Annotated in this window: 13 protein-coding genes; 5 read left to right on the forward strand and 8 right to left on the reverse strand. The window is 39.0% G+C overall.

Going from position 1 to position 14439, the window contains the following annotated elements; translation table 11 throughout:
• Positions 1-80 precede the first annotated feature (80 nt).
• Positions 81-1613 carry a multicopper oxidase family protein gene (locus tag WMZ97_RS03465; protein ID WP_343270664.1) on the forward strand — a complete coding sequence of 511 codons (1533 nt, stop codon included), beginning with the start codon at positions 81-83 and terminating at the stop codon, positions 1611-1613.
• Positions 1614-1812: 199 nt separating this feature from the next.
• The gene (locus tag WMZ97_RS03470; RefSeq protein WP_343270665.1) at positions 1813-1980 is read left to right on the forward strand and encodes an aspartyl-phosphate phosphatase Spo0E family protein; all 168 of its coding nucleotides are present in this window, start codon (positions 1813-1815) and stop codon (positions 1978-1980) included.
• 230 nt (positions 1981-2210) lie between these two features.
• Here the strand turns inward: WMZ97_RS03470 and WMZ97_RS03475 are convergent, their stop codons facing one another.
• Complete coding sequence (locus tag WMZ97_RS03475) at positions 2211-3311, reverse strand: glycosyltransferase family 61 protein (protein WP_343270666.1); 1101 nt, start codon at positions 3309-3311, stop codon at positions 2211-2213.
• A 162-nt stretch (positions 3312-3473) separates the two neighbouring features.
• On the opposite strand from WMZ97_RS03475, the gene WMZ97_RS03480 reads away from it, so the two are divergent.
• From WMZ97_RS03480 to WMZ97_RS03490, 3 genes are all read left to right on the forward strand, one after another.
• A complete protein-coding gene (locus tag WMZ97_RS03480; RefSeq protein ID WP_343270667.1) occupies positions 3474-4616 on the forward strand; it encodes a polysaccharide biosynthesis C-terminal domain-containing protein in 1143 nt (380 codons plus the stop codon).
• A 5-nt stretch (positions 4617-4621) separates the two neighbouring features.
• Positions 4622-5359, forward strand: coding sequence for a sulfotransferase domain-containing protein (locus tag WMZ97_RS03485; protein WP_343270668.1), 738 nt, complete (start codon positions 4622-4624; stop codon positions 5357-5359).
• Positions 5360-5423: 64 nt separating this feature from the next.
• Complete coding sequence (locus WMZ97_RS03490) at positions 5424-6359, forward strand: glycosyltransferase (RefSeq protein WP_343270669.1); 936 nt, start codon at positions 5424-5426, stop codon at positions 6357-6359.
• 79 nt (positions 6360-6438) lie between these two features.
• On the opposite strand, the gene WMZ97_RS03495 is transcribed toward WMZ97_RS03490, so the two are convergent.
• From WMZ97_RS03495 to WMZ97_RS03525, 7 genes are all read right to left on the reverse strand, one after another.
• Positions 6439-7431 carry a polysaccharide biosynthesis protein gene (locus WMZ97_RS03495; RefSeq protein ID WP_343270670.1) on the reverse strand — a complete coding sequence of 331 codons (993 nt, stop codon included), beginning with the start codon at positions 7429-7431 and terminating at the stop codon, positions 6439-6441.
• Positions 7432-7872: 441 nt separating this feature from the next.
• A complete protein-coding gene (locus tag WMZ97_RS03500) occupies positions 7873-8850 on the reverse strand; it encodes a nuclease-related domain-containing protein (RefSeq protein ID WP_343270671.1) in 978 nt (325 codons plus the stop codon).
• Between the two features lie 371 nt (positions 8851-9221).
• The gene (gene cysC / locus WMZ97_RS03505) at positions 9222-9824 is read right to left on the reverse strand and encodes an adenylyl-sulfate kinase (RefSeq protein WP_343270672.1); all 603 of its coding nucleotides are present in this window, start codon (positions 9822-9824) and stop codon (positions 9222-9224) included.
• Between the two features lie 12 nt (positions 9825-9836).
• On the reverse strand, positions 9837-11615 hold the full coding sequence (locus WMZ97_RS03510) for an SLC13 family permease (protein ID WP_343270673.1): 1779 nt from the start codon (positions 11613-11615) through the stop codon (positions 9837-9839).
• A 57-nt stretch (positions 11616-11672) separates the two neighbouring features.
• A complete protein-coding gene (sat, locus tag WMZ97_RS03515) occupies positions 11673-12824 on the reverse strand; it encodes a sulfate adenylyltransferase (protein WP_343270674.1) in 1152 nt (383 codons plus the stop codon).
• 365 nt (positions 12825-13189) lie between these two features.
• On the reverse strand, positions 13190-13591 hold the full coding sequence (locus WMZ97_RS03520) for a spore coat protein (protein WP_343270795.1): 402 nt from the start codon (positions 13589-13591) through the stop codon (positions 13190-13192).
• Positions 13592-14029: 438 nt separating this feature from the next.
• Positions 14030-14257, reverse strand: coding sequence for a hypothetical protein (locus WMZ97_RS03525; protein WP_343270675.1), 228 nt, complete (start codon positions 14255-14257; stop codon positions 14030-14032).
• Positions 14258-14439 lie beyond the last annotated feature (182 nt).

A 14439-nucleotide genomic window follows, 5' to 3' on the forward strand; every position in this document is an offset into this window, starting at 1 on the left:
CAACCTGTTACATTTGCCCTTTCCCTCATTCACCATGTTTCATCTACTATCATAAATACCTAATGATGGAGATGAGTCACATGGATCTTGAAAAATTTGTTGATCCCCTGCCGATCATGAAGACGATAAAACCGGAACGTAAATACAAAGACGGAGATTATTATGAAGTAAAAATGGAAGAATTCAGGCAAAAGCTGCATCGGGACTTGAAACCGACCCGGTTATGGGGGTATAATCGGCAATTTCCTGGACCTTTATTTGATGTGAATCAAGGGGATCCGACACACGTCAAATGGATCAACAACCTGCCAAATAACCATCTGCTTCCAGTGGACAAATCGATTCATGATGTTGCACACCAACCCGAGGTGCGTACCGTCACCCATTTACACGGCAGTGAAACTCAATCAGCCAGTGACGGCTATCCAGAAGCATGGTTCACCAAAGGATATAAAGAAGTTGGTCCTTTTTTCGAACGGAAGGTTTATACCTACCCAAATCACCAGCGGGGGATGACGCTATGGTATCATGATCATGCTATGGGGATTACCAGATTAAACATGTACGCCGGACTTGCCGGAATGTATATCATCCGTGATGAAAAGGAGAAATCACTAAATCTGCCAAAAGGAAAATATGAAATCCCGCTCGTGATTCAGGATCGCTCATTCAATGATGATGGGTCCTTGTTCTATCCAAATCAACCCGCCAACCCCGCTGAAAATCTTCCAAATCCTTCTATCACACCTTTCTTTAATGGGGATACTATTGTAGTAAACGGTATGGTCTGGCCATATTTAAAAGTGGAGCCGCGGAAATATCGTTTTCGGATATTAAACGCTTCCAACACCAGGGCCTATCAATTGTATCTTGATTCCGGCCAGTCTTTTTATCAAATTGGTTCGGACGGTGGTCTGATGCAAAAAACAGTCAGCATAAACAAAATCGCAATGGAACCAGCAGAACGAGTGGATTTCATTATTGATTTTTCCAAATACAAAGGGAAAACCATAACACTAAAAAATGATCTTGGACCCAATGCCGATCCCGATGACAAAACCGATGATGTTATGCAATTTAAGGTAACGAACAAACTTTCCAAAAAAGATACGACGACCATTCCACATCATCTAACGCATATTCCTTCACTAAAGCAAAATAAAATTGCAACCATTCGTAATTTAAAACTTGTTGGTTCAACAGATGAATATGGGCGACCATTACTTTTGCTCGATAATAAAAAATGGATGGATCCAACAACAGAAAAACCGCTTTTAGGAACAACGGAAATTTGGTCATTGATGAATATTACCGGCTTTACCCACCCTATCCATATCCACCTGATTCAGTTTCAAATTCTGGATCGCCAGCCATTTGATCTTGATCTTTATAATGAAAATGGGCAAATTCGCTATACCGGACCAGCTACCCCGCCAAAACCAAACGAACGTGGGTGGAAAGACACTGTAGCTGCACCATCTGCTCAAATCACCCGACTAATTGCCCGTTTTGCCCCATATACTGGTGATTACGTCTGGCACTGTCACATTTTGGAACATGAGGATTACGACATGATGCGCCCACTTACGGTGATTGATCCGGATAATGAGTAAAAAAAGCGCTTCAAAACTATATCATAGGTGTAGCTTTGAAGCGCTTCCTTTGAATTAAAATACCCACGTTAACTAGTATTCCAACGAAAAATGCCGAAATCCTTCTTTTTTTGTCTTCCTTTGCCGAAAGCATTTACATTAATTCTTAAGTCCTGCATAATACGGAATGGTAATCAGTAAAAAAGTGGAGGATTTAAAATTGTATACAAAGAATAATTTAAAACAAACAATCGAAATGAAAAGGCAAGAAATGATTAAGTTGGCTTTTAGTATAGGATTTACAAATAAAGCGACAGTTAAATGCAGTCAGGAACTAGACTATTTATTGAATTTATACAGAAATATAGATTTTAAGGAGGCTGCGTAAGGTTCATTCAACGTAGGGCTTTTTCCATTGAAAACAGAGGGACAAAGACTAAGTTCTCATGCGTCTAAGTTACAACACCTTTGTGATTTCTGACCTGCAGGCTGAAAACAGAATCGGGTCTTTGGCCATACGCTTAGCCCCACTTATTTTTTCGTTTCACCTCAAAATCTTGATGAGGGGGTCTAACTGCCCGTTAAGGCGGGATAAAACATATCACTGCCCTTCCTTTTTTAATTTATTCCTTCATTCTCCAAAACTGTCGACAATTTCTTTTCATCAACCACAAGGTTTTGAATGACTTCATGGGCTTTGGAAACAGGATTCGCAACTCTGCATTTAAAAAAATGATAATCCAAACCTACATACTGCCCAATTTTTATAAATTCATCTGACGTAGACGTAAATAACTGAATAATTTTCGTTCCCGGCCGACAGAACATAATATTTGCCAGTCCTGCACCATTCGGACTTATGATAATTTTGGCCGAAGAAAAAATATCGATTTGTTCCTGTACGGTTAAGGAGCTTAACGTAACTTGTTTAAATCCTTTTCGGGTCAAAAGCTTCATGAGATTTGTTTCATTGGTAACCTTTCTCCACGAAGCATCTTTTCGGCTAATATAAATACGTTCAAAGCCAGGTGTGCTCTTCTGTGATTTCCATGGAAGAAGTGAGTCTCGGAGAAATTCAACTGTCCACTTAACACATGTCCCTGCGTTAAACGGAACGGATGGTAATATTAAATTATCGGCTTTCAGATGCATCCCCGGGGTAAGCTGGAGGATTTTATCTTCAGGGATACTAAGCAATTTAACTGTTTCCCGCTGAAATGGCATAGTCAAAGGCGGCAGAACATATTTATCAATCTTAAAACCGCTGAGCCGCAGTAAATGATAACGCCCCAGTGTATCGTGTAACCAATGCCAGTAATTGGAGTGCCCGGCCCAGGCTAGAACGCCCAAAGTGCCATGATAAGTGGAAGCAGCAGGAATTTTATGAACTGCCGCCTTTTTAAAATATCTCCAATATAAATGAAAGACCATATCATGTAAACACTTGTTATCTGGTGTCAATGCATAGACCATGCCTTCTCCTTTTTCACACATCCATATACTCCCATTTTTTATCTTTGCAACATAAGCTGTATCAAACGTATGATTCTCCCCAAATTGTGGTGGATATACCCAATCAACCCATTGCGGTGAATCTCCCTTTGGCAATGTATATTTTACCGTTTCATTTGGATAAAATTCCTTATATACATCTGGTACATCTGATGCTGGGGTCGTTTTTTCAATCCAATTCCTCGTATGGATACATATATCTTCCATACATAGACATCTCCTTTACAACAATATCATCCTTGACCTGCGCCCTATTTTTGCACATATCTTCAAGTACTCCATAATATGTAGAAAAGGCATTAACAGTGTTAAACTACTGCCCGGCTATACTACTGGAAAAACGTGTGATGAACAGAATGGGGGGATTATATGAAAAACGTATTAGTGACCGGTGCAGGCGGATTTATCGGTAAAAACCTTATCGATAGATTGCACAGAGAAAAAGAAGTTGTTGTTCATCCGTATCATCACGGGGATAACCTGTCACAGCTCTATCAACAATTAGACGATTCGGACATCGTCTATCACCTGGCGGGAGTGAATAGACCCCAACAGGATGAGGCGTTTACGAGAGTTAATAGAGGGCTTACAGAACAAATCGTCAACTATTTAAGAAGGAAACAAAAGACCCCAAAAATTGTCTTTTCTTCCTCTACTCAAGCAGCATTTGATTCAGCATATGGTTCAAGTAAGAAAGCTGCCGAAGATGTGCTGAAACATTATAGTAATGAAACCGGTGCAGATGTACACATTTACCGGCTTCCAGGTGTTTTTGGCAAGTGGTGTAAACCACATTATAACTCCGTCGTTGCTACCTTTTGCCATGAAATCGCTCATGATAAGGAAATAGAAATCCATGATCCGGCAAAACACCTTGAACTTGTATATATTGATGATGTTATAGACCATTTTATAAATAGTCTCAACCAGAATAAAGCAAAAGAAACATTCTATTATCCTATCACCCAATCATTTTATACAACAGTTGGAGATTTGGCCGATAAGCTTTATGAAATTAAAAATATACGAAAATCACTGGTTATACCAGATCTGTCCGACAAATTAACTAAATATTTATATACAACCTTCCTATCTTATCTTGATAGCAATAATTTTTCATATGATTTACCAGCACATCAAGATGAAAGAGGAAAGTTAATTGAATTAATCAAATCGGATCATGCCGGTCAAATCTTCATGTCAACATCACGACAGGGTGTTATAAGGGGTAACCATTATCACCATACAAAAGTAGAGAAATTTTGCGTCATCAAAGGTACAGCAAACATTCAATTAAGAAAGGTCGATTCCGATGAACTGATTTCTTATACCGTCTCAGATCAAACTATCAAGATGGTGGATATACCTCCAGGCTTTACCCATTCCATTGAAAATGTAACGGATGATGAAATAATTGTTTTGTTTTGGGCCAATGAACTTTTTGATCCAACTAATCCTGATACCATTCCATTGAAAGTTCAGCCAGACGAAGCTGATAAAAAGAAAGGATGATACCTTTGTCAACAGACAAGACATACAAAATTAAAGAAGACGATATTTGTCTTGTAGCCTACCCGAAATCAGGAAACAATTTCCTATTATTTCTCGTTGCCATGTTGTTATATCGAAAAAAAATCGATTGGGCCACAAAAGGTGAACTGATTCAAAACGCCTCTAAGGAACCAATCGAGAACTTACCTTCCCCGCATCTTGTCTGGAGTCATGCTAGCTTCAATCCCACCTATCCGAAAGTAATATATTTAGTACGAGACCCAAGGGATGTCGTTATTTCCTACTATTATCATTTTAAGAAGTATTATAATGATAACCGTGACTTTGCTACGTTTTTCCAAGCGTTTACAGAAGGACGGATTGGACCGGGATTGTGGAGTACAAATATAGATAGCTGGCTTAATAATCAAGAAAAGGTTGAAAATGGTTTTTTGCTCGTTAAATACGAGGATCTTCTTGAAGATACCTTTAAAGAAGCAAAAAGGATTATAAACTTTTTGAATTTAGACAGATCAGAACAAGAAATCACCGAAGCAGTGAATTGGTCCTCGTTTGATAATATGAGGGCATTGGAACAAAAGCAACAAATCCATTTAAAGGGTGATACACAGTCGGTGAATACAAACTTTCCTTTTGTTAGGGAAGGAAAGGCTAATAAGTGGAAATCCGTATTAAGCACAGCGCAGGAAGAGCAAATGAATCAAACGTTTCATAAAACATTAACAAGGTTAGGGTACAACTAAAGCATGCATTCTCAGCCTTCTGTTTACGGAAGGCGTTTTTTATTTAGGGAGGAGTTTTTAACCAATGCTAACGTTATTACTTATTGCAGCAGATACTTCTCATTTTACCAATAATAATTATTACGATTTAGAAAATGAATTAGCAAAGTTAACAAAACTAGTAGTTTATCGAAAATCCGGCAACATAAATAAAATACTGCGAAAAGTCCCTGAAAAACCAGATTATATTTTAATACTGAATGACGTAGGCAAAACGTTTACGCCTGTAGTTACCGGGTTATCCGAAATCCAAATACCTGTTGGACTGATCGTTAACGATGCACACCGGTTTGTCGAGCAACGGCGAAGGTACATTACGAAAAATCATATCAGCACATTCTTTGTCATATGCCGGCATAACTTTTACCATTATTATCCTCAACAAAGGCATGATCAGGTAAACTTGCTTCCCCAGTTTGCCAACACCTCGATCTTTAGGGATTACGGCAGAGAAAAAACGATCGATTTCATGTTGCTGGGGGAAGTTTCCTTTCCGCACATCTATCCATTACGAGAAAAAATCTTACAATATTATTCGAATAATCCTGGATTTTTTAATCGTCCTCATCCAGGGTGGAGGAATTTTACAACGAAACAGGCAGAAAAAGCATTAATTGGTGAAAACTATGCCAAAACCATTAATCAAGCCAAACTATTTTTCGCATGCGGTTCTGTTCGACAAGTTGTGACATTTAAGTATTTTGAAGTGCCTGCATGCCACACATTACTGATGGCTCCTGTATTACCGGAACTTAAAGAAATTGGTTTCATACCAGGCAAGCATTTTGTAGATATAAGCGAGGAAAATTTTCCAGAAAAAGCAGATTACTATTTAAAAAACACGGCAGAGCGGGAAAGGATTACGGAAGAAGGATATCACTTCATTCATTCGCAGCATACCACCGCGCATCGGGCCAGGCAATTAGTCCAGCAGATACAGGAATATTTACAGAACAGATAGTAACATCATGTAAAGTCCCTTACCATTATGATAATGATGGTAAGGGACTTTTTGGTTATTTACTGTATTAAAATAGTAGTTATGATGTGAGAATATTTCCCTTCTTAAGAATTTGTTCGATCTCACTAGATGACATTAATTCATCATTCGATTGATAACGTTTAAAGACAACCCTTGGTAAGTTCTCATACTGTTTCTTTACGTTTTCTGAAGCATTAACAGGCAAAATGACATAATAATTGTCATCAAACTTATACGTGTTTCTGGATTCGGCATTGGATACCAGCACCTCGTGCAGTTTCTCACCTGGACGTATGCCCACCTCGTTAATGACAATATCGTTTGTGGCAAAATGTTTTTCCATAACGGCAATTAAATCGACAATCCGGCAAGCTTTCATTTTCATAACAAATGTCTCCCCGCCGATTGCTTGTTCCGATGCGTGTATTAGAAGATCAATGGCTTGAGAAACTGTCAGAAAGAATCGAGTCATTTCCCAGGAGGTAAGTGGAACGGTATGATGAATGGCGATCTGTTCTTTAAAAAACGGAATCACACTGCCATTTGTCCCTATTACATTGCCGCCACGGATACAGACAAAACGTGTATGATTGCTTAATTGATTGGCCTGAATAATCAGTTTTTCACCGATTGCTTTTGTAAGTCCGTAAAAATTGATTGGTTCGACAGCTTTATCCGTCGAAACATCTATGACCTTTTTAACCTTTTGACTTAAACTTGCTTTGATAATATTCTCTGTGCCATGTACATTGGTTTTTAATGCTTCTGAGGGCTGGTCTTCACATATTGGTACATGTTTAAGTGCTGAAAGATGGAATATATAATCCACATTTTTAGCCGCTTCGTTCACCGCTTCAAAATCCCTTACGTCACCAATTATAAAGTTTAAATTAGGATTATCTGAGAATATTCGTTTCATTTTCACCTGCGCAAATTCATTCCGTGAAAAGATCCTTATTTCCTTTGGTTGAAATAACAGAAGTTTTTTTACGAGTTCATATCCCCAGGAACCTGTCCCTCCGGTAATCAATATTATTGTATTTTGAAACACATTTAAACAGCTCCCTCCAGTTATAAAGCCTATTGTTTATATCATCAGAAAGTAGATACATCTCAAGCATAACTGATGATTTGGATGACAGGAATGCTTCTCAATTAGGCCCTTGAATTAGTTCGTTCAGACCCCGTTTGATACCGACATCATTCAAATAGGTTATACTTTAATTTATGAAAAAAATAGTAGACTGTACATGATATACGTTTAAGTAACGGCAAAAGAGGCAACTGCTGTGCGTCCAAATATTGTCACATACCCGCAACAGCCAGACAGATTATGGAAGGAGTATCGATAACAAATTCACGCTATGTATGCATAAACAATTTACATCTATAGCGCTTTGGCTCCAATCTATAGCGAACCTCGGACAATCTATAGCGGTTCCAGTCCATTCTACAGCGACAATTCAGCATTCTATAGCTTCAATCTGATATTCTAGTAAAAAGGTAACTGATAGAACCTTTTCGTCGTCCTACCTGTAAACGCGAACTTTGCCTTCTGTAAGATCCGTTTCATCACATGTGTCGAATCCACTTTTAAAAACTCTCGTGCAGCACGATTACTAATTTGATTACCAAATAGGAAACAATAGTCCTGAAGTGCCGGCATGTGTGCATTTTTGGAAATGCATTTGCACCGATAGCATTGCCAGCTTCCATTTATACGTGTCATCGGAAGTGCACCACACGTTGGGCAAAAAACACCGCATTGTATATCACTTCGACTAATGTTGAATTTTTTCATCACATCAATGTTTTTAGGTGAATGGGCTTTTATTAAAAGGGCTGATAAGCGATCAAGCTGTTCCGATGACAAAGCAGTTGATTGATGTTTAATTGACAACTCATCTATTTTGGTCAGTAATTGCTCTTTATGAATCACCATTTCTGTCACTGCCTGATTATTAGCTGGATTTTTTAAAAGGGTGGCTGGATTACTATAAATAACTAGTTTCTCAATTGGTATAAGAGGAAGACCCTGTGTCCGCATCCAATGCAATAGGCGAATATGCTGGAGATTTACTTGTTCAATATGATTGCCAAAATTCACCTCTTCCCCGTCTTTTGAGGCACGGACTGCTTGGCCGAAATCATCATACGTAACTGTCCCGGCTATATTTTTAACTTCATTAATAAGGATAAATTTGGGAGAGGAAATAAGATTATCAATCTGGAAGTATTCACTCTGGTCACGGATACGCAAATTGTGAAGGATATGGAAGGAATCAGAAGGAAGAAAGCTTAACATAAAATCTAAAGATTCTTCTCCATGAAGCCCTGCCCGAAGATTTTTTGCTTTTTGATCAACTGCTTTCTTTTTATAATGCTGTTCTTTCAAGCGGTTACTTAATGTTTCCATCTTCATTACTTCAATCGGGACATCACGACATTTATCAACTATTGGATGTTGCAACCATAAATCACTCCTTTTATATTTAACTCCATTAATTTTTATTCGCTGTTATGATGTAAGTCTCCTGCATGAAATTAAAATATTTTATTTCATTGAATGATCTATAGCGATTTTACTACCACCTCCAGCGAATCTTAGGCAATCTATAGCGCTTCTTGCTTTATCTATAGCGAAAATCCGACTATCTATAGCGCATCACTAAAGTTACCACTTTTATCCACCAGACGGTTCACCTCTCGTTATACTGGGGAAAAATAGGGCAAAGCACTTGCCCATGATTATCACAATTCAATGCAATTATTCACTGTATCTAGAAACCCGGCCGGCAGCTATTACTATATCCAGCATCACTTTTAAGCTTACATTCATCATTATTTCAGGTACCCATTCGTTATCAAATAGGATAAAATCGTTTGAACGGATTCTTCAATGCTCTGTATATCCGTATTTACCGTAACCTCCGGAGCTACCGGTGTCTCATATGGTGCGTCAATCCCAGTAAATCCTTTAATTTCTCCCGCGCGCACTTTTTTATAAAGGCCTTTCGGATCACGCGATTCACATGTTTCTATACTGGCGTTGACAAACACTTCAATAAATTCATCTTCATCAAGCAGTTCGCGTATTTCATCCCGATCTTTACGGTATGGTGAAATAAATGCGGACAAGGTAAACAATCCGGCTTCAACCATTAGCTTGGATACTTCTCCGATGCGGCGAATGTTTTCTTTCCGATCTGCAGGGTTGAAACCAAGATTTTTATTCAGACCATAGCGAATATTATCCCCATCCAAACGAAACGTCCGAACCCCCATATTATACAGTTCTTTTTCCAGCTCAACCGAAATAGTTGATTTGCCAGAACCGGACAAACCGGTAAACCAGACCACGGCACTCTTATGTTGATTCAAATTTCTTCGATGTTCCTTCGTTACCTTTGAATGATGCCATTTTATATTTTCTGACTTAGTCATAAGTGCTTCCTCCTAAAACCATACATAATAAATAATCAAAACAGACGTCACCATCACGATTAAACTGAGTGGAAACCCAACTTTTACGTAGTCAGTAAACTTGTAACCGCCAGGACCATACACGATTAAATTCGTCTGGTAACCGATTGGTGTGATAAAACTTGCCGACGCAGCTATCGCAATCAAGACAGCAATGCCTCTTGGATCAACAGCAAGCCTTTGAGCGATTTCAATCCCGATCGGAAGCATAATGACAGCTGCTGCGCTATTGGTGACAATCTCCGTAAACACATTCGTCAGGATATAAATTAAAAACAATATAACTACTAATCCCAGCGGTTCTCCAAAACGCAGCAGGACAGACGCAATCCATTCTGCAAGACCTGTTTTCATCATGGCCGTTCCAATCCCAAGCGAGCTGGCAATTAGCAATAGAACATTAAAATGAACAGATTTCTTGGCTTCCTGCGGTGTAATAATTTTTGTTATTAAAAGGATGAAGATAGCCAATGCCATCGCCTTAAACATACTGAGCCATCCTAGTGTTACCGTCACAATCATCGCGAGCAATAGGAAGACGGAAACCCATCCTTTTTTTGTGCTTTGATTCAAGATAGGCGGTGTATCCAGTGATGACACAACAAAAAAGTCATTTGATTGCTGATATTTTTCAACAAAGTCACCACCGGCCACAAGTAATAACGAGTCCCCGGGTTTTAAAACAATATCCCCGACCTTACTCCGGATCCGTTCATTATTCCGGTGCACCGCCATAACACCCGCATCATAACGTGATCGGAATTTCGACTGTTTAATTGACTTGGACAAAAGTGAGGACTGATCCGACACAACGGCGTCCACTAAACTAGTCGATCCATCTTTCAGATCATGAAGGGTAATGTTCGTCCCGGTTTCCAGCTCCAAACCTTTTATCTTTTGCAAATCAGCAATGGTTGAAATCAGGCCAGTGAAAATCAGCCGATCTCCGGTTTGAATCACCGTTGTTGATCTAACCGGTGAAATCCGTTCGTCACCACGAATAATCTCAATCAGATAAAGACCTTTCAATTCACGCAGGCCAGCTTGCTCGACACTTCTATCGAGGTTTGCGAAATTTTGTGTCACTTGCATTTCAGCGATATATTCTTTGGAGTCTTCCTTCATTCTTTCTCCGAATCCTTTGTTATCCGGTAATAACCTATACCCAATTGTAAATAAATAAATGAGCCCGATCAATGCAACCGGTACACCAACGATAGTTAATGTAAATAACGAAAAGCCTTTTAGTCCGAAGTCCAGCATCAAACCATGAACAACGAGATTCGTAGACGTTCCCATCAATGTGATCATCCCGCCCAAGATCGTAGCATAAGATAATGGGATCAAAAACTTAGAAGGAGCTATTCCCCGGGTTTCACACCATTTTTTTATCATGGGAGTAAACGTTACGACGATCGGCGTATTGTTTAAAAAAGCCGAGAACGCTGATATCGGTACAAAAAAGCGCATCATCGTACCTGTGTGGGTACGGCTGTTTTGAAGCCATTTTTCCATCAATTGATCAATAAAACCGGTCTTCTGTACAGCGCCGGCAATGATAAACAGTAACGCTACCGTCAGCATTCCTTCATTAGAAAAACCGCTCAGTGCTTCTTCGACCGTCAAAATACCAGACAGCAGCAATATAACTAACACTGAAAAGATGACCATATCTGGCCGGGCAACCTCAAAAATCAACGCAGCAAACATCGTTAGCAGTAAAATCAAAACAAATATCATCGCTGGTGTCATGGCATAGTTATATCTCCTTTAAAAAGAAATAGAGCGACCCTTTTTGAACCGCTTTGCTTAATTTCCTTGCATCCCTTTAATGAGTACATCTGCTACCTCCGGGCGTGAAAATTCTTTTGGCGGCCGTTTCCCATTTCGGAGCAGTTCACGTACTTTTGTGCCGCTTAAGTGAACATGATTTTCCTTACTGTGCGGACACGTTTTTGCGGATGCCATATTTTCACAGATTTTGCAGTAAAACGCATGCTCAAATTTAAAAATCTGAATGCCCAGCTCTTCTTCATATTGTACTATTAGCTCCTGAGCATCATAGGTCCCATAGTAATCACCAACACCGGCATGATCACGTCCCACAATGAAATGTGTGCAACCATAGTTTTTTCTAACAATTGCATGCAGAATTGCCTCTTTTGGTCCCGCATAGCGCATGGCTGCCGGATAGATGACAAGGCGAACTCGATCTTGGACATAATAGTTTTTTAAAATGGTTTCATAGCTTTCCATCCGGATTTCCGCTGGAATATCATCGGATTTCGTTTCACCAACGAGCGGGTTCAATAGCAGACCATCCACAGACTCAAGCGCTGTTTTTTGAATGTGTTCATGTGCACGATGAACCGGGTTGCGGGTCTGAAAACCAACGATTGTTTTCCATCCCAGTTCCTCAAACATCATCCGTGTTTCCGCAGGATCTTTATAATACGTTGCAAACTGGTGATGATCGGGCCGGTTAAGCAACGTAATCTTCCCGCCAAGGTATATGTTTCCTTTTTCATAGACTTTCTTTACACCGGGATGTGTCGCGTCAGTTGTGCCATAAATGTGCTTCGCTTCCTTTTTTTTATCATAGGTGTATTTTTCAGCCAAGGTAATCGTCCCATAAATAATGCCATTCTTACCTTTAATCGAAATTTGTTCGCCAATGTGAAAATCCTTAGCTTGTTCTTCAGTTACCGGCAGCGTAATTGGAACACTCCAGATCATGCCATTTGTAAGACGGGTATGCTTCACAACATTCTCATAATCGGCTTGCACCATAAATCCTGTCAACGGACTAAAGCCACCTATTCCAATCAGTTCCAAATCAGAAATCACCCAGGAACTAACTGTTATGGATAAGAGCTTTTGAGCATTTTTGATTGCCTCATCTCTCTTTTCTCCAATTAATTCGCAGTTGATTAACTTTCCTCCATGTGGTTGATTGACCATATAATTCCCCCCTTGAATTTTTTCCGTACACTACCATATTGAAAAATAGCATAATGTGTAACCACTTTCGTCTCTATTTCCTGTCATTCATGAAGCACAAAAGACTTCAACCTTTCAAAATGATTAACCAGTTTATTTTTTCTTAATGGAGGTTCTGTGTTGGCACAAACTTATTCCTCATTTAGCCCTTACTAGTCAACTTGGCAACCCTACAAAATCGTTAAAAGATTGGCAGTTTTAAAAGAGTGCTGAAAAAAGAATAAGAAAACCCAGTTAGCTAAAGTGCAACAGGGTTTTCTCTTCTATTTAAAAAGGAGTAATCGGATTGTTTAGGGTAAATTAACCCGCTGGAATTGTTTATTTCATTACAATACGTCTAACCGGATAACCAAAGCGATTAATACTTGCAATAAAACTTGTGCATTAACAGCAATGTCTGTATCAGTAGTTGTTACATTGACACCACGGGAATTTTCAATATAAAGTTGTTGCTTGTTAACCTGGCTGGATTTTAGTTTAGCAAATAAATCATTGGTAATTTCATCTTCTGTACTACTGTCGGCGATAGAAATGCTGATAACTAAAGCAATTGCGGCCTGCAGGGCAACTTGAATGTTAACAGCTGCCTGCGTATCGGTTGATTTAACATCGACATCACATGAATCTTTAATGACAATGCATTCATTTGACTCTTGAATATTTTTCACCTGAGAAGTCTGCTCTTGGTCTGCTGTACTATCATTATTAAATTGCATTGGATGATTCATTGTCGGATCAAGAGCACTCCATTTTGGTTCCTGATAGTAACAAGGTTCAGGTTTACATTTTTGACAGGATTCCTCACCACACGGATGATGCTTACAACATTTTTGCTGGCAGCAAGATTCATAGTGACACTGATTATCACTTAAACTCAGCTTATGGTTATTTTTAGCCCTTTGCCTTTCTAATAAAAAGTTTTGTTGATTACGCATTATATCTCTCCTCCTTCTAGCGGTTTACTACATGTTATGTATGACATGAAGAATAGTAAGGGTGTTTGTCTTATAGTAAAAACCTATTTTCATATGCTGTCATCAATTAATAGACTACCGTCCCTAATAGGCAAACAAACCCCTGGATAGTTGAAATCCAGGGGTTTGTTCTCATTGTATTTTTTAAAAAATATGGAATTATAATGAATGGATGAAAGATGCGATATTGCATTAATCCCTTTCCTTCTCTTCTTTTTGGCCGCTCTCCTCAATCTCATTACTGTGGGTTAAACTGTCAACGCTTTGTTTTAAACTTTCCACCAAATCCTTGATTCTTTCCTTATCTTTCGTATCAAGTTTATTCGCATCCAATTGTGCTCCATGCTTTTTTAACGTATGATCAACAAGCATATCAATAATTTGGTTTGAGAAGTTTCCGACATCCTTAGACTCACTCACTGCCTCCACCTCCACTTTCATTTTAATATACGATATTCATCCGAATAATGAAGTGACATCAACCATCGTCTATTTCCGCTAACATTTGGACACCTATTTTTCCTTGGTGAAATAACATTGGCAAATTGAAACTAGTTATCTATCTTTAGTCCAAGACATTGGTGGATTTACAACACTTCCTC

The organism is Lentibacillus songyuanensis, assembly GCF_039548255.1.
In the GTDB taxonomy this organism is placed as follows: domain Bacteria; phylum Bacillota; class Bacilli; order Bacillales; family Amphibacillaceae; genus Lentibacillus_C; species Lentibacillus_C songyuanensis.

Excerpts from the sequence above, each read along its gene's own strand:
- WMZ97_RS03490 (WP_343270669.1), top strand. The coding sequence starts at position 5,424 with ATGCTAACGTTATTACTTATTGCAGCAGATACTTCTCATTTTACCAAT.
- WMZ97_RS03520 (WP_343270795.1), bottom strand. The coding sequence starts at position 13,591 with ATGAATCATCCAATGCAATTTAATAATGATAGTACAGCAGACCAAGAG.
- WMZ97_RS03475 (WP_343270666.1), bottom strand. The coding sequence starts at position 3,311 with ATGGAAGATATATGTATCCATACGAGGAATTGGATTGAAAAAACGACC.
- WMZ97_RS03480 (WP_343270667.1), top strand. The coding sequence starts at position 3,474 with ATGAAAAACGTATTAGTGACCGGTGCAGGCGGATTTATCGGTAAAAAC.
- WMZ97_RS03465 (WP_343270664.1), top strand. The coding sequence starts at position 81 with ATGGATCTTGAAAAATTTGTTGATCCCCTGCCGATCATGAAGACGATA.
- WMZ97_RS03510 (WP_343270673.1), bottom strand. The coding sequence starts at position 11,615 with ATGACACCAGCGATGATATTTGTTTTGATTTTACTGCTAACGATGTTT.
- cysC (WP_343270672.1), bottom strand. The coding sequence starts at position 9,824 with ATGACTAAGTCAGAAAATATAAAATGGCATCATTCAAAGGTAACGAAG.
- sat (WP_343270674.1), bottom strand. The coding sequence starts at position 12,824 with ATGGTCAATCAACCACATGGAGGAAAGTTAATCAACTGCGAATTAATT.